This window comes from Acidaminobacter sp. QWL-03, assembly GCF_058683855.1.
This window is the reverse complement of sequence record NZ_CM178752.1, coordinates 1,014,264-1,035,470: the sequence shown is the minus strand read 5'-3', so window position 1 is coordinate 1,035,470 and position 21,207 is coordinate 1,014,264. Positions and strand designations below refer to the sequence as shown.

Sequence of the window (21,207 nt, the reverse complement as noted above, 5' to 3'; positions counted from 1 at the left end):
CTACAATTTGAGTTCCCCTCTCTGCGCTGCCGCAACTTATCCCTCACAGAAGCGAACAAATATGCTATAATGGTAAATGATTGCTAAAACTCAGGTTCATGATGTCTTTTAGGAGATGACGACATGTTTTTTATAGGCGTATTCGGAATCACAAGCAAGGATAAGTTACTCAGAGACAGCCAGGTGGAATGCAAGGAATGCAACAGTACTCTGCCGAAAAAAGTCATCAAGAGGTACAACACCTTTCACGTCTTTTTTATACCAACCGTTCGCTGGAATTTAAACTACTTTTGCGTGTGTCCTTCCTGCAAAAGTGTCTTTGAACTGAAAAAAGAAAAAGGACAGGCCTACGAGGAAAATCCTACGGAAGAATTGACCTACTGGGATCTCAAAACGGTCAAAAAAGGCAAGCCCCTCAGATTCTGCAAATCCTGCGGCGCTGAAATCGACAAATCCCACGCCTTCTGTCCAAAATGCGGAGAAAAGCAGTGAAAGACCAAGTTCAAAACCTAAGCCCCATGGGCTATGTCCGCAGGATCCTGCCCTTTAGTTCAGTGGATGGGCCTGGCAACAGAACCATCATCTTTCTCCAGGGCTGCAGCTTCAGGTGTGGCTATTGCCACAATCCTGAGACCATTGCTCTTGGCAGCAATCTGAGCACTGGTGAAGCGCCTCTCAGGTCACCTGAAGACGTCGTTCAAGAGGTACTCAAATACCGCCTGTTTATTTCCGGTGTGACTATTTCAGGCGGTGAATGCACCCTGCAGCCCGAATTTCTCCTGGCGCTAGTCAAAGCCCTGAAAAGAGAGGATTTAGACGTCCTGATCGATACCAACGGCGACTTTGATCAGGCTTTTTACGAATGCATCAAACCTTGGGTCGACGGCTTCATGCTGGATGTCAAAACAGTCAATCCAGCAGCACACAAGATCCTAACCGGTAAGAACAATCAAAGGGTTCTTGAGAATTTGCAGCGTATGGCACAGGAACAGACACTCTATGAAGTGCGAACGGTCATCGTACCTGAATGGCCTGACAATGCTGCCACTGTGTCCTATGTCAGCAGGGTGCTTGCAGCTCACGCTCCTGAAACCCGCTACAAACTGATTCGCTTCAGGCCCCATGGTGTTGTTGGCCAATTTAAGGACAAAACTATGCCAAGCCATACGGAAATGGAAAAATTAGAAAAAGTAGCGCTGGAAACAGGCCTTAAGCAAGTCATTTTAGTTTAAGTCTCACGGAATCACCGCGAGGCGCAGCATTCGCGGCTTGCCGTCTGCGAAACATCACTGCACCATTTTAGGAGGCTGCCCCATGTATGAATATTTTCGCGGCGTTGTCGCCGTTTTACATCCCGACCGGGTTATTCTCGAAGTCGGCAATATAGGCTACAGCATCTCCACCTCGGCGACCAGCGCTATGGCCTGCAAAGTGGGGGAGACTGTCACCTTCTTCACCTCCCTGATCGTCCGCGAGGACAGCATGACCCTGGTGGGCTTCTCCACTGAGGACGAGCTGAAGGTCTTTCGCCTGCTGACCACAGTTACGGGCATAGGCGCTAAGGTTGCCATCGCCGCCCTGTCGGGCATTCATTACCTTGAACTTACCCGCATGATAATTCTGGGGGATGCCGATGGTCTTACGAAAGCACCTGGCGTCGGCAAAAAAACAGCCCAGCGCATTGTACTGGAGCTGAGAGACAAATTCTCCAAAACACTGTCCGCGCTGCCGGAGGCAGACGGTTTTTCTATGCCTAAAAACGTCGGTGTCGTTTCAGATGCCATAGAAGCCATGATGGCCCTGGGTTACAGAAAATCCGACGTCGAGAAGATCATCTCACGCATAGACAGCCGTGACCTGACCGTCGAAGACGTTATCCGCCAGGCCCTTGGGCTGATGGCGATTCTTTAAACCAAGCACCACGTGAAAGGAGGCACTGCCCTTGGACTCAGGATTTGACCGCTTTATCACGCCGGATCTTATAGAAGAAGACGTTCTGCAGGAAGGCAGTCTTCGACCGAAAAATCTCAAGGAATACATTGGACAGGAACGCAACAAGGAGAAACTGGGCGTCTTCATTGAGGCTGCCAAATACCGCTCTGAAGCGCTGGACCATGTCCTTCTCTATGGACCTCCCGGACTCGGCAAAACAACCCTGTCGAACATCATTGCCAATGAGCTGGGCGTCAATATCCGCATCACCTCAGGTCCCGCGATTGAGCGTCCCGGAGATCTGGCAGCCATCTTAAACACGCTGAGGGACAAAGATGTCCTTTTTATTGATGAGATCCACCGACTCAGCCGTGCGGTGGAGGAAGTCCTTTATCCGGCTATGGAGGATTATGCCCTTGACATTATCATAGGCAAGGGCTCTGAAGCCAGGTCCATCCGACTTCAGCTCCCACGCTTTACCTTGGTGGGCGCCACCACCAGAGCGGGGCTTTTGACATCGCCTTTAAGAGACCGTTTTGGCGTTATGCTTCAGCTGGATCTTTACAGCGAGCGTGAGCTGCACCTGATTGTACGGCGATCCGCTGACATCCTGGGCATTGGGATTCACGATGACGCTGCCTGGGAGATTGCCCGCAGAAGCCGTGGCACGCCACGGATTGTCAACCGCATACTGAGACGAGTCCGCGACTTCGCTCAGGTGGGCGGCAGCGATACCATCGATATAGAAGTCGCGCGCTATGCGCTCAAAATGCTTGATATTGATGATTCCGGTCTCGACAAAGCCGATCGCAGGCTCCTATACGCCATTGCTGAAAAGTTTGACGGCGGACCGGTTGGAATAAGTACCCTGTCGGCCGCTACCGGTGAAGAGCAGGGGACCATTGAAGACGTCATCGAGCCATTCCTGCTGCAGCTCGGCTTTATTAACCGGACGCCGAGAGGCCGCGTCATAACGCGAAGCGGGTACCGATATCTCAATCTGGATCCCCAGGGGCAGATTGCAGCAGAGGTTCCTTTCAATCAACTGGAGATCAGTCTTGAGGAATGAGGTGAGGTTGAACGTGATTTATAAAAAAAATACAATTAACGCGAAGCCGGCCTGGATCCTGTTGACTTTATGTCTTTTGTCAGTTCTGTTGGCTTTTAATGCAGATTTTTCCTATGCTGTGGAAGCAAGCCCGGATCGTCAGTTTCGCGTTGGCATCAAATTCAACAGCATCACGGACGCGACGTCCATTTTGACTTCAACCAGCGGGTTTAAGCTTGTTACAGTGGACGGTGCGGGGGCGTTTTCGGACACCGGCGCCATATTGCCGCTCAATACCCTCTATGTCATTAAGAATACGAGGGCGGTCGGCGAGACCATCGGCACACCAACCGGAAGCAGCGGTGCCTACTTTGGACCATACCATCTGCAGGTAGGGCCGGATTTTGGAACCTATCTTGAAATGCGGCAGTTTCTGGATCAGACTTCAATACAGCTTCAAGACCTGTTTCCGGCCTATGATGACGGCTGGAAAGTCTATGTGGGCGCTTATCAGTCCGAGGCTGAGCGGACAGCAAAAAAAGCTGAAATCGAGTCGGTACTGCCGCAAATTTCACTGATGCCTGCACCGGTCAATGACAAAGCGATCATGATCGTCGACAACACCTCAATTTTTATGTATTATGATACGAGTGACGCGGTCTTTGCGGTTTTGCCTCAGACTGATGGAGACCTGATTGGCTTTGAAAGCAGAAAATACCGCGGTGCCATTGGTGTACAGAGATTCACTGACAGCGACCCAACCGTCATCAATTACATTGGAATTGAACCCTACCTGTACGGCGTTCTGCCCCGGGAAATGTCGGGAGAATGGCCGCTGGAGGCATTGAAAGCCCAAGCAGTCGCGGCGCGCAATTACGCCTATGCCTCCTTAGGCAAGCACAGCAAATGGGGCTTCGATCTATGTAATTTGCAGGACTGTCAGGTGTACGGCGGCGCCAGTGTCGAACGGCCGCGCTCTAACGATGCCGTGGACGAGACCTGGGGAAAGCTTTTGGTACACGACAACAAGCCCATTACTGCGTTTTTCCACTCCAACAGTGGTGGACGCACAGAAAACTCTGAATATGTCTGGTCGGCGGTGACGCCTTACCTCAAGTCGGTGGATGATCCTTATTCTCTTGGGCAGCCATCGGCCACCTGGTCTAAAACCTATACCACAGCGCAAGTGGACGATATTTTAAAGAGCAAGAATATCAATATTGGTCCATTGATTGGGATCTACGTCACCAAAGTGTCACCGAACGGACGGGCGCTGGAAACGGTGTTTGTCGGTCGGGACGGAGATTATGTGGCCACCAAGGAAAAGGCACGCTACATCCTGGGGACGTATGATATCCGCAGCTCTTGGTATACCATTGAAGGGGGCGGCAGCGCAGTGCCAGGCACGAGTGGAGCGCTGACGCTGGAATCCGCCGGGAGCAAGACTGCTTTACCTGTGGATCGCCTTGTCGTAGAAGGGGCAGGCGGGCAGGCGACACTTGGATCTTCGGAAGTGACATTGCTGTCAGCTTCAGGCGTGACGGCGTTTAAGCCGACCAATACTGTGGTGACGTCTGGATCCGGCAGTGCCACCATTGTCTTCAAAGGCTATGGCTTTGGTCACGGCGTTGGGATGAGCCAGTGGGGCGCGAAAGCCATGGCGGATCTTGGCATGAACTACGTACAGATTTTGACCCATTACTATGTCAACACCAGAATAAAGTAGAATGCCGCATCTTATAGCCGGTATGAAAGGCTAACTATTTTAAAATTATATCAATGATATAAGGAGCAACTTCAAAATATGAAAACAAGTGATTTTTATTTTGATTTACCAGAGGACCTGATCGCTCAAACACCGCTTAAAGACCGAGCTGCTTCGAGACTCCTCTTTATGGACAAAGAGACTGGCGCGCTTCGCCATGAGACATTCAGGGATGTGCTGCACCATCTTCAGCCAGGGGATTGCCTGGTTATCAACGATACCCGGGTTCTGCCGGCCAGACTTTTTGGACGCAGGCGCTCCGGGGCTGCCGTGGAATTTCTTCTGCTGAAGCGTGTTGAAGGAGATCTCTGGCAGACCCTCGTCAAACCAGGAAAAAAGGCACGTCCCGGTGACACCTTTGAATTTGGGGACGGCTCTTTGAGTGCGGTTATTGAAGACCTGTCTGAAGAAGGCACGCGACTGGTGAGGTTCAACTATGACGGGATTTTCGAGGAGGTCCTGGACAGGCTGGGCACAATGCCGCTGCCGCCGTACATTCGCGAAACTCTGGAGGATGCGGAGCGCTATCAGACTGTGTACTCAAACAAATATGGCTCTGCGGCAGCGCCAACCGCTGGTCTTCATTTCGATGAGGACTTGCTGGGCGCAATCGAGGAGAAAGGTGTGACAATCGCCCGCATCACATTGCATGTGGGGCTGGGCACCTTCAGACCAGTCAAGTCTGAGTCTATACACGATCATGTCATGCATGCTGAATACTTTGAAATCAGTGAGGATGCGGTGAGAAAGATCAAGCAGGCGAAATCAGCTGGCAATCGCGTCATTGCAGTAGGCACGACCTCGGTCAGAACCCTTGAAAGTGCTGCGGGGCGCCATGAAACCCTTCAGGCGTGCTCAGGCTGGACGGATATATTTATCTATCCCGGCTACACGTTTAAAGTGGTCGATGGTCTCATCACTAACTTTCATCTCCCTGAGTCAACCCTCATTATGCTGGTCAGTGCATTGGCCGGCAGGGAGCACGTTCTGTCCGCTTATCGTGAGGCAGTGAAAGAGCGCTACAGATTTTTCAGCTTTGGCGACGCCATGCTGATTTTGTAAAGTTAGATCTTATTAGGAGGCAACCATGGCCATTCAATTTGAACTCATCAAGACCTGCAAACAGAGCGGCGCGCGCCTTGGCCGCCTGCATACGCCCCATGGCGTAATCGATACCCCAATTTTTATGCCTGTGGGCACCCAAGCTACGGTCAAGGCAATGACCCCTGAAGAACTTGAGGACATGGAAGCCCAGATTATCCTCTCCAACACCTACCACTTGTTTTTGAGACCGGGTCATGAATTGGTAGAAAAAGCGGGCGGCCTTCACAAGTTTATGAACTGGCATCATCCTATCCTGACGGACAGCGGCGGCTTTCAGGTCTTTAGTCTGGGAGATCTCAGAAAAATTACTGAGGAAGGCGTTGAATTCAGGTCTCATCTTGATGGGGCTAAACACTTCCTCAGTCCAGAGCGCGCCATTGAGATTGAAAATGCGCTGGGCGCGGATATTATTATGGCTTTTGACGAATGCGCGCCTTATCCCGCGGAGCGCGACTACGTGAAGAAATCCCTGGAGCGCACCTCGCGCTGGGCGGCACGCTGCAAGGAAGCCCATAAAAAGCCGGATCAGCAGGCGCTCTTTGGCATAGTGCAAGGCGGCATGTACCCGGATCTCAGAAAACAAAGTGCAGAGGAAATTACAGCGATAGGATTCCCAGGCTATGCGATTGGCGGATTATCCGTCGGTGAGCCTAAGCCTATCATGTACGAAATTCTGGAGCAAACCACCCCGTATCTGCCGGAAGACAAGCCGCGATATTTGATGGGCGTGGGAAGCCCGGACGACCTTCTTGAAGGTGTCCTGCGCGGGGTGGACATGTTTGACTGTGTCCTTCCGACACGGATTGCCAGAAATGGCACTGCTATGACCTCCGTCGGCAAAGTTGTCATTAAGAATGCGAAATACTATGATGATTTTTCTCCTCTTGATCCAAACTGCGGCTGTTACACTTGCCGCAACTACACCAAAGCTTATCTGAGACACCTGTACAAAGCGGATGAGATTCTTTCCTCGAGGCTCATGACCTATCACAACCTGTTTTTCCTCATTGAACTCATGAAAAATGTCAGACAAGCCATTATGGATGACAGACTTCTTGATTTTAAGGATGAATTTTTTCTCAAATACGGTTATACTGTAGAAGAGAGCGAGTAAAATTGCATCAGACAGCAAAGAATAGGAGGCTTACACTATGGGCGGTACTTACGGAACTCTGCTTTACGTCGTCGTGTTTTTCCTGATTTTCTACTTCATGCTCATTCGTCCGCAGCAAAAGAAAAACAAAGAGCTGAAGAGTATGCGGGATAACATTTCGGCGGGTGATGAAGTCGTGACCATCGGCGGCGTGGTTGGACAAGTCGTCTCAGTCATGGATGAGGATGTTGTTCTTCGCGTGCGACCTAGCGGCACAGAATTGACATTCAAAAAATGGGCAGTTGGCAGCATCGTCGTTCAGAAATAGACGCGCATCTGGCCATGTGTCCTTACCGGCGCGGTGGAATTTCAAGGGAGAATCCGCCGCCGCTTCAGGTAAACCCGTGATCAAGCAGACCTTTTGACTTCGCTGCAGGTTGCCGGAACTCGTCCGCCTCCTGCACGGTTCAATATCTTCAGTCTTTTTACTTGAAAAGGTTTATGCTATAATAGGCATGATTTAGTTCTATGAAGGGAGGTCATCTCATGAAGCACATTAAAACGCTGAACCAAGGTACGCTGAAGGAAAGCGCTTCTCACGGCGGCTGCGGCGAATGCCAGACATCCTGCCAGTCGGCCTGCAAAACATCTTGCACAGTTGGCAATCAGGAGTGCGAGAACAAATAAGACCTTCTACATAAGAAGGGCTTGGCAACCCAGGGGATTCCCACGCGGATGTCAGCACTGCAATATGACCGCATACATACAGTCAGAGCAGCGAAAGCTGCTTTTTCTGTGTTTATGCTCAAGAGTGAGAGCGGAGGCAAAAAAACAATGATTCATAAATACGAACAGGGCGGCATGCACATTGTACTGGATGTTCACAGCGGTGCCATTCATGTGGTCGACCCAATGATTTATAGATTGCTGGACTTCTATCCTGATCCGGACAAGGAGGCCGCTGTGGCTGCCCTTTCCGGTGCGTATGCCGATGGTGTCGTTCGCGAAGGCCTCGAGGAAATCGATGCCCTCATCGAGATGGGGCAGCTGTTCAGTCCGGACGACTATCTGGATTCGTCCGCGTTTAAAAAGCAGCCCATCATCAAGGCGCTGTGCCTGCATGTGGCTCACGACTGTAACATTCGATGCAAGTACTGCTTTGCCTCCCAGGGAGATTTTCACGGCGAGCGACTGCTCATGCCGCTGGAAACGGGAAAGCGGGCCTTTGATTTCCTGGTCTCGCATTCAGGAAACCGCCGCAACCTAGAAGTGGATTTTTTTGGCGGAGAGCCTCTGATGAACTTTGAGGTGGTCAAAGACCTTGTAGCGTATGGTCGTTCCCTTGAAGCTGCAAGCAACAAGCATTTCAGATTTACCATCACCACCAACGGCATTTTGCTGGATGATGACAAGATTGAGTTTATCAATGAGCATATGGACAACGTGGTTCTGTCTATAGACGGCAGACCGGAGGTCAATGACTTTATGCGTCCTGCGGTCAACGGTCAAGGCACCTATGACGTGATCCTGCCAAAGTTCAAAAAACTTGTTGAGCGCCGTGGAGACAAGACTTATTATGTACGGGGGACCTTTACACATTTCAACACGGATTTTGCCAAGGACGTCGTGCACCTGGCTGACCAGGGCTTTACGCTGACTTCTGTAGAGCCCGTTGTGTCTGAACCGCATCATGACTATACGCTGACTGCTGAGGACATGAAAACGGTTTTCGAACAGTATGACGCTTTGGCGGAAACTTTGATCGAACGTTCAGGTACGGACCGAGCCTTCAAGTTCTTTCATTTCATGATTGACTTGAACCAGGGCCCTTGTGTCATCAAGCGGGTTTCCGGGTGTGGCGCGGGGAGCGAATATATCGCGGTGACCCCGGAGGGTGACATTTATCCGTGCCACCAGTTTGTGGGCAATACGGATTTTGTCATGGGCAATGTGGATCAAGGAACTTTTGAAACGCGTTTGGCCGATGATTTCTCAAAGGTCCATGTCTACGAGAAGCAGGCGTGCCGTTCCTGCTGGGCGAAGTTTTACTGCAGCGGCGGCTGTCATGCCAATGCTTACAATTTCAATCACGACATCCGGGTGCCTTATGAAATAGGCTGTGACATGGAGAAGAAACGCATTGAGTGCGCTATTTACATTAAAGCCAAAGAAATGTCGGAGGCGAGTTTATGATCAGGAGATTCAAAAATATCCTGCCGCAAATTGATGAGAGTGCCTGGGTGGCTAAAACTGCGGATGTCATTGGGCAGGTTTACATTGCTGAGGATGCCAGTGTCTGGTTTGGCGCCGCGCTTCGTGGGGACATGAATGAGATCCGAGTTGGGGCGAGGTCCAATATCCAGGATAATGCGGTACTGCACGTGGATGCTCACAATCCCTGTGTATTGGGAGAGGATGTCACCGTTGGCCATGGCGCGATTGTCCATGGTGCGACCATCGGCAGCCGCGTTCTGGTGGGCATGGGTGCTATAGTGCTCGACGGTGCTATTATTGAGGACGACGTCATTATTGGTGCCGGCGCCCTGGTGCCGCCAGGGAAACGCATATCTTCTGGCTCGCTGGTGATTGGCAGTCCGGGGCGGGTGTCGCGGCAGCTGGATGAAAGGGAACTGGCGCATCTGAAGCAGTCCGCTCGAACGTATGTTGAATTTTCGAAGGAATACGCCATGATGGCGCAGGAGGAGACCGAGGATGAAGCCTAGCACCCAGAAAGTTGCGTTTTTTACGATCCTGGTTCTGATCGCGCTGACGGTATTCAGCGCTTTGAACGGATTGAAGCTTGGTCCGCTTGAACTCAAGTCCATTCAGGACAGCATAAAGCTTGGCCTGGATATAGAAGGCGGCGTGGCGATCGTTTACGAAGCGAAGACGGATTTGACCGGGGATGAGCTGACGGCTGCCATTGATCAGTCCATTGGGATTTTGTCCAAGCGTGTAGATTCCCTGGGACTCACTGAACCGAAAATTTCGCGGCAAGGAGAAGACCGGATTCGGATTGAGATGCCCGGTGTGACGGATGCCACAGCGGCGATTGAATCTATTGGCAAAACTGCTAAGCTCGAGTTTGTTTTGGTTGATAAAGCCTCGTTTGCCCAAGAAGGCATGAAGGGCGAGGATTTTGTGCATACGCCGATTCTTAGCGGCGCGCAGGTAAAAGACTCCATGGTATCGATGGATGAATACAACAACCCTGCAGTCGGGTTAGTGTTTAATTCTGAGGGGACAAAGCTGTTCCGCGAAGCGACTGCTCTGGCGAAGAATTTCGATCCGGTCAACGGCGGACAGATCGCGATTCTGCTCGACAACGAGGTCATTTCGGCGCCCTATACGCGAGTGGAAATTATAGATGGCAATGCAATTATTTCAGGCAACTTCACCTTTGAGGATGCCAGCATGCTGGCATCGCTGATCCGAGGCGGTGCGCTCCCGATTGAACTCGAAGAGGTGCAGACCTCGATTATTGGGGCGACGCTGGGGATAGGGGCTTTAAAATCAGGGATAACAGCCGCGGCTATAGGCTTTAGCATTGTAGTGTTGTTTATGATTGGCTATTATAGATATCCGGGCGTGGTTGCCAGTATTGCGCTGGCTTTATATGCCAGCCTGGTGCTGTTTATCCTGGTTGGGCTCAAGGCGACTCTGACGCTGCCGGGTATCGCGGGCATAGTCTTGTCTGTGGGTATGGCGGTAGATGCAAATGTCATCATATTTGAGCGGGTCAAGGAAGAGGTTCGTAATGGAAAGTCACTGCGGGCTGCTATAAATTCCGGCTTTCATAGGGCTATGCATACCATTGTCGACTCTAACGTCACGACTTTTATAGCCGCGATCATTTTGTACTATTTTGGTTCGGGTCCGGTTCAGGGCTTCGCTGTGACGCTCATGATTGGTATAGCTACCAGCATGTTTACGGCAATAGTTGTCACACGGATTCTGATCAGGTCGTCACTGTCGTTTAAGTTTGCCAACAATGTTAAATTGTATGGTCTATAGGGGGTGACGGCATGAAACGTGAATTTGATTTTCGAATTGTTGAAAGACTTCGACTTTGGTTGTTGCTTTCTTTAATGGTGATGGTTGTTGGCGGAGTTTTTGCTGTCGCCAGAGGACTGAATTATGGTCTGGATTTCACGGGCGGTACCATGATGCAGATTCATTTGGGTGAAACGGTAGAAACTCAAGAAGTCAGGACAATTCTTGCTCCGTTTAATCTCGATGAAGAGGTTCTAAGCGCCGGAAGCGAAAAGGATGAGGTTATTATCCGAACTAAAGTGTCTCTTGGAAACAATGAGCGCAAAGCCGTTTTTGAGGCTCTCGGACAGCGCTATGACCTTCAGGAAGAGGATTTAATCGCCGCAGAGCAGTTCGGTCCTAGTTTTGGTGCGGATACCAGAAATAATGCGCTTATTGCTATTTTGTTAGCTGGCGCAGGGATGCTTATTTATGTGACCTTGAGATTTGAATTTATTTATGGTGCGGCTTCGATTCTGGCGCTCTTGCACGACGTGCTGATCTTAGTATCGATTTATGCCATTTTCAGGATTCCGGTCAACGGTTCCTTTATCGCTGCAGTCTTGACAATAGTGGGTTATTCCATAAACGATACCATTGTTGTTTTTGACCGGGTGCGAGAAAATGTTAAATTGATGAAAAAGACATCACATGCCAAGATCGCCAACGAAAGTATTCGTCAGACCTTGTCAAGAACCATCAATACCTCATTGACTACAGTGCTGGTTATTGGATCGCTCTACGTGCTTGGGGTGGCGTCCATTAAAGACTTTGCCTTGCCGTTGATGCTGGGCATCATGGTGGGGACGTACTCTTCCATTTTTATTGCAAGTCCTATTTGGGCAAAATGGAAAGATGGCACCGTGGGGAAGAACGAATAATTTATATGCCATAAAGGGAAGGTGCTGCTCGGGGTGAATCTGGTGATTGCTCCGAACAGACTGCCTTCCTTTTTTTTTGCTGTGAATGCGGTCTGCAGCGGATGTTTTTTAATTTAGATGGAAATTACTGTCGTGATTGGTTGGAATGAAGGTATAATAGGATTAACAAGGTATCCGCCAATCTGGTGCCAGAAGGTAATGGCGGGTGGCTGATGATAAAACTGAGGAGGAACCAATATGCAGTCAACTTTTATTGTCGCACTGATCTTCGCAGTCCTGGTGGCTATTTTTGCTCTATTAAACGGCGATGTGGTGACCATAAATCTACTTTTTAAGAAGTTTGAAATTTCTCAAGCCCTCGTTATTTTAATTGCAGCGATCCTCGGTGCTATCTCTGTCTACATGATGAACTTGGTCAACAAGGTCAAGAGTTCTTTGAAAATGAAGGATTTGACTAAAAAGTTAAAACAGAGTGAAATGGAGATTGCAGCTCTCAAGGAGAGAATCGCAATATTTGAAGAGGAAGCGTCTGTAGCAGCTGAGGAACAGGCGGTTCCGGCGGAGCCGGTCCAAACTCCGGCAGAAGTGCCTGCTCAATCAGAAGGCGTCGAGAGGCTTTAGAAGAGACAGACGGGGTCAGACCCGCAAAACTTCACCGACGGGGTCAGACCTGCATTATGAAACAGACGGGGTCGATAGGCGCAACTAGGCGAAAGCCATGCGCAGACCTGCAAGAATCGAAAATTTATTTAAAAAGGAACGATGGAATGCTTTCAAATAAAACCCGCTGGGTTTCGAAAAAGAATGAAATGTCATCTGATGGTTTGATTGACTTAGACATTTTAACAGACAGCCTGCTGAGCGCTCGCGGGGTTGATCCTTCAGACAAGGATGCGTTCTTGAATCCAAGACTGGAAGATTTGGCGCCTCCGGATCGCATGCTAGGTCTGACCCCGGCTGTTCATCGGATTAAAAAAGCGGTGGAGGTGGGGGAGAAGATTGTCGTTTACGGGGATTATGATGTGGATGGCATGACGAGTATATCCATTCTGGTGAGGGCATTCAGACATCTCCGGGTACCTGTGCGCTATTACATTCCAGACAGGCATGACGAAGGCTACGGTCTGAATGCTGAAGCTATAAAGTCATTGATCGCAGATGGCGCAAGCGTTATCATAACAGTAGACTGCGGCATTACCTCTACCGTGGAAGCAGAGATTTGCACGAAGAGCGGCGTTGACTTGATCATCACAGATCACCACGAACCACATGCCATTCTTCCAGACGCTTTTGCGATCCTCAACCCCAAGCAGCCTGGCTGCCCATACCCTTATAAGCATTTGGCGGGCGCAGGAATTGCACTTCGAATTGCGGAAGCCCTCCTGGAAGATAAATTCGCAGACATTCGGACTGAGCTTCTTGAGATTTCTGCTTTTGGAACGGTTGCGGACGTCGCGCCACTTCTTGGTGAAAATAGAATCATCGTCCATCATGGGTTGTCGACCATGTCCGAAACCAGTCAGATTGGCATGAGAGCCCTCATTGAAGCAACAGACATGACAGGTAAGAAAATCACCGCGGGGCACATTGGATTCATTTTGGGACCAAAGCTAAACGCTGCAGGGCGAATCGCAGATCCAACCCTTGGTGTAAAACTGTTGGTGACGGAAGATCCACTCGAAGCCGCAGAAATTGCTAAACAGCTGGTCGAGATGAACGAGCAGCGTCAGGAGATTGAGCGCGAGATCGTGGAAGCGGCCATCGCTCAAGTGGAGCTTAAAAGGGACCCCAATCTTCCGGACCAGCAGCTGCCGCCTTTCCTGATTGTGAGCGGCGAAGACTGGCACGGGGGCGTCATTGGTATTGTAGCGTCGAGGATCGTAGAGCGGTATCACAGGCCGGTCATCGTCTTTAGTGTGGAAAACGGGACCGCCAAGGGGAGCGGCCGCAGCATCGAGGGCTTTAACTTGTTCGAGGCGTTACAAGGTGTCTCAAATCTTTTTTCCAAGTTTGGCGGCCATGAGCAGGCTGCCGGCATGACGCTGGAGGCGGCCCAGCTCCCAGAACTGGAAAAGCGGCTGATCGCATACGCCTCTGAACACCTGACCGCAGAGGCCTTCAAACCCCTTTATCGTGTCGAGGCGACGCTGAACAAGGAAGCCATCCGATTCGAGCTGACAGATCTGCTTAAAAAGCTTGAGCCCTTCGGCATGAGTAATCCGAAGCCCTTGTTCCGGGTCAACGACCTCATCACCGAGAAAGTTATGACAATAGGGCGGGTCAAGACTTATTTAAAAGTGCTGGCTTCCGATGGTCTTCGCAACTTCGATCTAGTCAACTTTCGCAATTCGGAGATCTTCGAACCGTTAAAAGCCAAAATGCGTTTTGACGCCCTGGTCACTGTAGAAGAAAACGAATTCAGAGGGGTCAAGTCGATCCAGTTTGACACACGGGATATTCGTATCCACGAGCCATCACTCCATTTTGATGAGGCGGATCTGGAATTCTTTTATAAATCTAAGGCAGAAGCGATCATTCACCAGGCTTATCAGTTTCAACAAGTGTCCTCATCGATTAAATCGCCAGTGGAAAAACCAATCCAATTCGAACCTGACACTTTCGTGGCATACTCCCTTCAGGGGTGGCTATCGTTTTATCATCGCTGGAAAGATAGAGATGGTCAGGCTTCACTTGAAAAAGCACTGATCCTCTGTCCAGTGACACCTCATAAGGATGCCGTTTGTCTGGATCCACCGGGGTATGATCTAAAAAGAGAAGCCGCAGCCATAGTTCCCAACCGGGACAAATTGAAAAGCCTCTACCTCTCGATTCGAAACGGAGAATCACTCAATAAGCCGTTTAACCTTGAAACAGTGCTGGCACTGAGGATTCTGGAATCTGCCGGATTAATTGAATCAGGCAGCGACAACCGGTATAAAATCCGTCCGGTTGCAGCAAAGATTGACTTGACGGCATCGCCTTTATTTTCTGCGCTGACGGAATGGACCAGGAGTTGAAAGAAGTAAAAGATGGGAGTTACAGCTAGGACATAATGACAAGCCACTTAGGCTGTATACAAAGACTTTGACATTTGTCGAAATTTTGATAAACTAATATAGTCTAATTTAAAGTTTCTCAGGAGGATTCTCATGGACCTGAAAGGCAAGATCAGAGAAATTCAGGATTTCCCAAAAGAAGGCATCAGTTTTAAAGATGTCACGACCCTGCTTGCAGATGGAGAAGCCTACGCTTTTGCCATTGACAAAATGCTGGCATCAGTACAGGACGTGGAATTTGACGTTGTGCTCGGACCTGAGGCCCGGGGATTTCTGATTGGCGCACCTATTGCCTATGCTGCCAAGAAAGCGTTTGTCCCTGTTAGAAAACCGGGCAAGCTGCCTTATGAAACTTACCGTTTCGAGTATGAATTGGAATATGGCACGGATATCCTTGAAATCCATAAGGATGCCATTAAGCCTGGAGCCCGGGTGCTGATTGCGGACGATTTGTTGGCAACTGGCGGCACGGTGGAGTCCATCATTCGGATGGTTGGGGAATTTGGCGCTGAAGTTGTGGGTTGTGTTTTCCTCATTGAGCTCACCTTCCTTAACGGACGGGAAAAGCTTGGCGGATGCCGGGCGGAATCCCTGGTGCACTATTAGTTTAAATGAAGATATCGAATCTCAGGGTTTCAACACGTCAGTTGCCCCTGAAGCCCGCAGGAGTTTATTTCTAGCGGGCCTTTTTCGAAAGCGGGGATGGGGTTAAGGTGACCATCGGCTAAAATAATCTTTAAAATAATGTTGGATGACAGTGTTAGCATGTCACAGAAGGTGTGGTGAACGAGATGAACCTGGAAAGTTTTATTATGAAGCTGGAACAATTTAATCCTTATCTGAATATGGACCGTATCATCAAGGCGTATCAGTTTGGGGAGTCCGCCCACAGCGGACAGTTCAGGAAGTCGGGGGAATCTTATTTTACGCATCCTGTGCAGGTATCACTGATTCTGGCGGAGCTGGAACTCGACGAGGATACTGTGATCGCGGGGCTGCTTCACGATGTCATTGAGGACACGCGTTATACCTTTGGGGAGCTGGAAAAGGAATTCGGGCGTCAGGTGGCGCTGCTGGTGGACGGGGTGACGAAACTCGGCCAGATTCAGTATGAGACAAAGGAAGAGGCTCAGGCTGAGAATCTCAGGAAAATGTTTCTGGCCATGGCCAAGGACATTCGGGTTATTCTGATCAAGCTGGCGGACCGGCTGCACAACATGCGGACACTCAAATACATGACAGACTCCAAGAAGCGGGAGAAGGCTCAGGAGACCCTTGAGATTTATGCGCCCATCGCGCACAGGCTGGGTATTTCGCGGCTGAAATGGGAGCTTGAGGACCTCAGCTTTTTGTATCTGGACCCGGAAGGTTACTACGACCTGGTGACCAAGGTAAACCGCAAGCGAGAAGAGCGAGAAAGCTACATCAACAGCGTCATCAAGGATATCCGCGAGGCGCTGAAGGAAGTGCAGATCGAGTGTGAGATCGTCGGGAGACCGAAGAATTTTTATAGCATTTATAAGAAAATGATTTATCAAAACAAGAATTTTGAAGAAATCTACGATCTGACGGCAATCCGGGTTCTGGTGGATTCCATTAAGGACTGCTATGGCGTGCTGGGGATCGTGCACAATCTTTGGAAGCCTATTCCAGGCCGGTTCAAGGATTATATTGCCATGCCAAAGCCTAATATGTACCAGTCGCTGCATACGACCGTCATAGGCTCACAAGGCGAGCCTTTTGAAATTCAGATCCGGACTATTGAGATGCATAGAATCGCTGAGTTTGGTATCGCGGCCCACTGGAAATACAAAGAGGGTCTTGAGAATACAAGTCAGGACGACATGGAGAAGCGTCTCGCCTGGCTGCGTCAGATGATGGAGTGGCAGCGGGATTTGAATGATCCGCGGGAATTCATGGAATCCCTGAAAATTGACCTGTTCACGAATCAGGTATTTGTATTTACGCCGAATGGAGAGGTCATTGAGCTGCCGGTGGGTTCGACTCCGGTGGATTTCGCCTACAAGATTCACTCCGCGGTGGGCAACAAGTGTGTCGGTGCGAAGGTCAGCGGGCGGATTGTGCCGCTGAACTACAAGCTGGCGAACGGACAGATTATTGAAATTCTGACGTCCAATGCGTCCCAGGGGCCAAGCCGTGACTGGTTGAAGTTTGTGGTGAGTACCCAGGCCAAGAATAAGATCAAGCAGTGGTTCAAGAAAGAGCGCCGCGAGGAAAATATTGACAAAGGCCGTGAAATGTTTGAACGTGAAGTGAAGCGCAATGGGCTTCAGGTAAAGGAGCTCATGAAGGATGAGTGGCTGGAGCCAATTTTGTCGCGCCTCAGTTTGCATTCAGTGGAAGATATGTATGCTGCGCTGGGTTATGGCGGGATCATGCTGAATCAGATTGTGCCGAAGCTTCGCGAAAAATACAAGGCGACGGTGAAAAAACCGGTTCTGCCGAACGATATTCCGGTTGGGGGGCACGTTTCCAGCGAGATTCATGAGGGCAAGGAGCGGAAGACGAAACCATCGGCAAATGGTATTATTCTTGAAGGCTATGACGACATTCTGGTTCGGTTCGCGAAGTGCTGCAGCCCAGTGCCGGGGGACGACATCATAGGGTATATCACGCGGGGGCGCGGTGTGACGATCCACCGCAAGGACTGCACGAACTTTGAGAAGACCGAGGACGCGAACAACAGGTTTATTGAAGTCTCCTGGGACAACCGTGGGAAGCAGGCGTCATATTCTTCTGAGATTCAGATTATAGCGCCGGACCGGAAGGGGCTGCTCGGGGAGGTTACTGTGCTGATTTCAGAGTTCAACCTGACGGTGACGGGAATTAATGCCAAGCTGACGAAAAACAATATGGCAATTATCAATCTGACGGTGGAGATTAATGATTCGGAGCAGCTGGTGAAACTGATCAAGAAGATCCAGAATATGCCGGAGATCATAGAGGTTAAACGGGTAACATCTTAGAAAGGATTATGGAGTTTTCGATTGGAGGTTCACGATGCGCGCAGTGATTCAGCGCGTCAGGCGGTCGTCGGTAACTGTGGATGAGCGGGTGACCGGGGAGATTGGTCATGGCCTGATGGTGCTTTTGGGTGTGGAGGAAAAGGACACGGAGAAGGATCTTGACTACATGGTGGACAAGATTCCTAACCTTCGGATTTTTGAGGATGCAGATGGGAAGATGAATTTGTCGCTGCTGGATGTGGGCGGGGAGCTTTTGGTGGTGTCTCAGTTCACTTTGCTGGGGGACGCGCGCAAGGGGCGCCGGCCTGGGTTTACGGATGCGGCGAGGCCAGAGATGGCGAATGCTATGTATGAGACTTTGGTGACGCGTATTGCGGCACTGGGGGTCAAGGTGGAGACTGGGCAGTTTCAGGCGCATATGATGGTGGATATCCTGAATGATGGGCCGGTGACGATTTTGCTGGACAGTCATAAGCTGTTTTAGGATGGCTTGGTAAATTTGGGCTTGATTTATTTTAGCTTGATTTTGTCGAAATTTGTTGTGTTTATTGGTGGTTTTTTGTTTAAATTGTGATGCTCTTGGCCTGCAATAGGGTATAGAGATCATGAGGCTGCATGGGTTGATGAACTCGGTGCAAGAATAAGATTATAAGCGCCTTTAGGCGCTTATTTTATGTGGACAGGGAGTGTTTTGTCGTGAAAATTGAGAGAATTCCAGCGGGTGTGTATGCTGCCAATTGCTATATAATCTCGTCTGAAACGACGGGAAAAGGGGTTATTGTTGATCCGGGCGGCAGCGTCGATAAAATTTCCCGTTATTTAGAAGAGAATGGCATTGAACCAGTTTATGTTTTGCTGACCCATGCGCATGGGGATCACATTATGGGAGTGCCTGAGCTTAAACAATATTATCCTTTGAAGGTTGGTGTGCATAAGGGTGACCTTGAAATGCTGGCCAACGCTTCCATTAATCTGTCGAGCCAGATGACGGGCCCGACTGTGGGGATTGAGCCGGATTTTACTTTCGAGGATGGCGATATTTTGACAGCAGGCGATCTAAAGGTTGAGGTGATTCATACGCCGGGTCATTCCATGGGTGGTGTGTGCTTTGAGGTTGAGAATTTCTTGATCACCGGGGATACACTTTTTGCGGGATCGATTGGACGTACAGATTTGACTGGCGGCGATTATGACACTTTGATTGACTCAATTGCAAAGAAACTGCTGACCCGGTCTGATGATCTGGTGGTGCTGCCTGGGCATGGGCCTGCCAGTACGATAAGCAAAGAACGATTTGGCAACCCATTCTTAAGGGGGCGCTGGACTTGATCCGGATTTCTGTATATTTTGAGGGCTTTGATGGCTTTGAGACAAGTTTTGATCATAACAGCTGCCTACAAGACCTGCGCGTGCTCGCAGGTCTCTTTGTTTTGGGGGCGGAGGTTGAGGAAGTGACGGACAGACGGGGTCAGACCTGCGAGGGTGTTTTGGAGAACAGACGGGGTCAGACCTGCATAGTTGTGTGTTTAAAAATGGATGCGGATGGGATTGAGGCGTCTTTTGATGGGGATGATGAGAGTGGTGAGGAGTATTCCGCAGTTCGCTTGAAATTTTCTGATCTTGATGACTTTATTGGCAAGAAACCCATAAAAAACATGGTCAAACTAGCGTTCTTTGACTTGATGAATCAAAGGATTGAGGCAAAAACCGGGTGGGGGATTTTAACGGGGATCAGACCTGTAAAAATTGTGCATGATCTCATTGATTCCGGGGTTGAGGATGCAATTCAGATTCGAGATTATTTGACAAGGCATTATAGGGTTTCGAATGAGAAAATCAAGTTGGCTATGAAGGTGGCCGGGCATGAAGATGATATTTTAAAGCAGGATCACGAAAAGCTGTCTCTATATTTGTGCATTCCGTTCTGTGCGTCTAAGTGTTTGTATTGCAGTTTTCCGTCCAATCCGCTGAAGTATAAGGGGCATTTGGTGCCGGCGTATTTGGAGGCGATGGTGGGGGAAATTGTGACCATCGGCAAATTTCTTTTAGAGCGCGGGCATGTGGTGGACTGCGTATATATTGGAGGCGGGACGCCTACGAGCCTGGCAGAGTCGGAGTTCGAGAGGCTGCTGGACGCGGTGGACAGGCACCTGGTGAAGCCGCTGAGTACGTCGGTTGGTGGGCTGCGGGAATATACGGTGGAAGCCGGGCGGCCGGATACAATTACAGAGAAGAAGCTGCGGGATATGAAGCGTTATGGGGTCAGCCGAGTGTGCATCAATCCACAGACCATGTCGGATGCGACTTTGAGGCGGATCGGGCGGGATCACGATTCAGCGGCGATTATTGAGGCGTTTGAGCTGGCGCGTGGCATTGGATTTGAAGTGATCAACGCTGACTTGATTGTAGGGCTTCCGGGAGAGACGATCGAGGACGTCGCGCATACCGCTGAGGTGATACAGTCACTTAGGCCTGAGAACATTACGGTGCACACGCTTGCGGTCAAACGGGCGTCGAGGCTCAATGAGGATCGGGCTGCATATGAGCAGGGGCTTGCGGCGTCTGCCTTTGAGGTGGATCAAATGTATGAGAATGCGCTGAGGACATTTGCTGAGGCTGGGTATGAGCCTTACTATCTCTACCGTCAGAAGAATATGGTGGGGAATTTGGAGAACGTGGGTCTGACCCTGCCTGATCACAAATGTCTGTATAATATCAGGATGATGGGGGATCGGCATTCCATTGTGGCAATTGGTGCCGGATCGGTTTCAAAGCTGGTGTCGGAGTCTGATGGCAGGGTCGAGCGACTGGCAAATGCTAAAGGCGTAGAGGATTATATTGGGCGGATCGACGATATGATCGAACAAAAAATTGAGTGGTTGACACGTCTTAGGTGATTCTCTATAATAGATATAACTTAATATTCAAGACTGCGGAAAAGAGTAACTGCGTTAAATCCAACAGCGAACCGGGGGTGGGTGGAAGCCTGGTGATCCATGATGTCAGTGAAGGACAACCGCTTTTGTGAGGTCTTGAGTGTCGATAAGAGGGTTTATTCCAATTAGGGTGGCACCGCGGGTTTATAGACTCGTCCCTAAGCATTGCTTAGTGACGGGTTTTTTTATTTGTATTGGGTGGTGCGATCTTAAGGGGTACTGTGATCCGGAAATCGATTTTGGTTTTTAGTGGATTTTGTAAGAAAGTAACAATGTTATTTGGCTGCCTTGAACAGGCGGGGTCAGACCCGCAAAATTTCACTTGAAGAAAAATGAAATATGACTTAAAATGTTTTCTAAATACTAAAATAAC

Annotated in this window: 20 protein-coding genes; all 20 read left to right on the top strand. The window is 49.8% G+C overall.

Translation table 11 applies throughout. The features are described 5' to 3' along the window. The first annotated feature begins 123 nt into the window (after positions 1 to 123). Positions 124 to 492 (top strand): zinc ribbon domain-containing protein, encoded by a 369-nt coding sequence (locus AC4PHM_RS04680; protein ID WP_291404147.1) that lies wholly within the window; start codon positions 124 to 126, stop codon positions 490 to 492. Then, positions 489 to 1,232: a radical SAM protein gene (locus AC4PHM_RS04675; RefSeq protein ID WP_492019744.1), complete on the top strand. Its 744-nt coding sequence runs from the start codon at positions 489 to 491 to the stop codon at positions 1,230 to 1,232. Before AC4PHM_RS04680 ends, AC4PHM_RS04675 begins: the two co-directional genes overlap by 4 nt. 82 nt (positions 1,233 to 1,314) lie before the next feature. Then, a complete protein-coding gene (gene ruvA, locus AC4PHM_RS04670) occupies positions 1,315 to 1,911 on the top strand; it encodes a Holliday junction branch migration protein RuvA (protein WP_492019743.1) in 597 nt (198 codons plus the stop codon). 31 nt (positions 1,912 to 1,942) lie between these two features. Beyond that, positions 1,943 to 3,001, top strand: a complete 1,059-nt coding sequence (gene ruvB / locus AC4PHM_RS04665) for a Holliday junction branch migration DNA helicase RuvB (protein WP_492019741.1) — start codon at positions 1,943 to 1,945, stop codon at positions 2,999 to 3,001. Positions 3,002 to 3,014: 13 nt separating this feature from the next. Next, positions 3,015 to 4,706: a SpoIID/LytB domain-containing protein gene (locus AC4PHM_RS04660; protein ID WP_492019740.1), complete on the top strand. Its 1,692-nt coding sequence runs from the start codon at positions 3,015 to 3,017 to the stop codon at positions 4,704 to 4,706. A gap of 78 nt (positions 4,707 to 4,784) precedes the next feature. Further along, complete coding sequence (gene queA / locus AC4PHM_RS04655; protein ID WP_492019738.1) at positions 4,785 to 5,807, top strand: tRNA preQ1(34) S-adenosylmethionine ribosyltransferase-isomerase QueA; 1,023 nt, start codon at positions 4,785 to 4,787, stop codon at positions 5,805 to 5,807. 25 nt (positions 5,808 to 5,832) lie between these two features. After that, positions 5,833 to 6,963: a tRNA guanosine(34) transglycosylase Tgt gene (gene tgt / locus AC4PHM_RS04650; protein ID WP_492019737.1), complete on the top strand. Its 1,131-nt coding sequence runs from the start codon at positions 5,833 to 5,835 to the stop codon at positions 6,961 to 6,963. A 37-nt stretch (positions 6,964 to 7,000) separates the two neighbouring features. Then, positions 7,001 to 7,270, top strand: a complete 270-nt coding sequence (gene yajC, locus AC4PHM_RS04645; protein ID WP_291404133.1) for a preprotein translocase subunit YajC — start codon at positions 7,001 to 7,003, stop codon at positions 7,268 to 7,270. Positions 7,271 to 7,488: 218 nt separating this feature from the next. After that, a complete protein-coding gene (scfA, locus tag AC4PHM_RS04640) occupies positions 7,489 to 7,629 on the top strand; it encodes a six-cysteine ranthipeptide SCIFF (protein ID WP_492019736.1) in 141 nt (46 codons plus the stop codon). A gap of 147 nt (positions 7,630 to 7,776) precedes the next feature. After that, positions 7,777 to 9,135, top strand: a complete 1,359-nt coding sequence (gene scfB / locus AC4PHM_RS04635; RefSeq protein ID WP_492020458.1) for a thioether cross-link-forming SCIFF peptide maturase — start codon at positions 7,777 to 7,779, stop codon at positions 9,133 to 9,135. Continuing rightward, positions 9,132 to 9,665, top strand: coding sequence for a gamma carbonic anhydrase family protein (locus AC4PHM_RS04630; RefSeq protein ID WP_492019734.1), 534 nt, complete (start codon positions 9,132 to 9,134; stop codon positions 9,663 to 9,665). The genes scfB and AC4PHM_RS04630 overlap by 4 nt, the downstream gene beginning before the upstream one ends. Further along, positions 9,655 to 10,956 (top strand): protein translocase subunit SecD, encoded by a 1,302-nt coding sequence (gene secD / locus AC4PHM_RS04625; protein WP_492019732.1) that lies wholly within the window; start codon positions 9,655 to 9,657, stop codon positions 10,954 to 10,956. Before AC4PHM_RS04630 ends, secD begins: the two co-directional genes overlap by 11 nt. A gap of 11 nt (positions 10,957 to 10,967) precedes the next feature. After that, a complete protein-coding gene (gene secF, locus AC4PHM_RS04620; RefSeq protein ID WP_492019730.1) occupies positions 10,968 to 11,855 on the top strand; it encodes a protein translocase subunit SecF in 888 nt (295 codons plus the stop codon). 237 nt (positions 11,856 to 12,092) lie between these two features. After that, on the top strand, positions 12,093 to 12,476 hold the full coding sequence (locus tag AC4PHM_RS04615) for a LapA family protein (protein ID WP_492019728.1): 384 nt from the start codon (positions 12,093 to 12,095) through the stop codon (positions 12,474 to 12,476). 146 nt (positions 12,477 to 12,622) lie between these two features. Then, positions 12,623 to 14,872, top strand: a complete 2,250-nt coding sequence (gene recJ, locus AC4PHM_RS04610) for a single-stranded-DNA-specific exonuclease RecJ (RefSeq protein ID WP_492019727.1) — start codon at positions 12,623 to 12,625, stop codon at positions 14,870 to 14,872. Positions 14,873 to 15,004: 132 nt separating this feature from the next. Next, positions 15,005 to 15,517, top strand: coding sequence for an adenine phosphoribosyltransferase (locus AC4PHM_RS04605; protein WP_492019726.1), 513 nt, complete (start codon positions 15,005 to 15,007; stop codon positions 15,515 to 15,517). A 185-nt stretch (positions 15,518 to 15,702) separates the two neighbouring features. Next, positions 15,703 to 17,898 carry a RelA/SpoT family protein gene (locus AC4PHM_RS04600; protein WP_492019725.1) on the top strand — a complete coding sequence of 732 codons (2,196 nt, stop codon included), beginning with the start codon at positions 15,703 to 15,705 and terminating at the stop codon, positions 17,896 to 17,898. Between the two features lie 34 nt (positions 17,899 to 17,932). Next, a complete protein-coding gene (dtd, locus tag AC4PHM_RS04595) occupies positions 17,933 to 18,382 on the top strand; it encodes a D-aminoacyl-tRNA deacylase (protein ID WP_492019724.1) in 450 nt (149 codons plus the stop codon). Positions 18,383 to 18,594: 212 nt separating this feature from the next. Further along, a complete protein-coding gene (locus AC4PHM_RS04590; protein WP_492019723.1) occupies positions 18,595 to 19,227 on the top strand; it encodes an MBL fold metallo-hydrolase in 633 nt (210 codons plus the stop codon). Continuing rightward, on the top strand, positions 19,224 to 20,795 hold the full coding sequence (gene hemZ, locus AC4PHM_RS04585; protein ID WP_492019722.1) for a coproporphyrinogen dehydrogenase HemZ: 1,572 nt from the start codon (positions 19,224 to 19,226) through the stop codon (positions 20,793 to 20,795). Before AC4PHM_RS04590 ends, hemZ begins: the two co-directional genes overlap by 4 nt. The last annotated feature ends 412 nt before the right edge of the window (positions 20,796 to 21,207 follow it).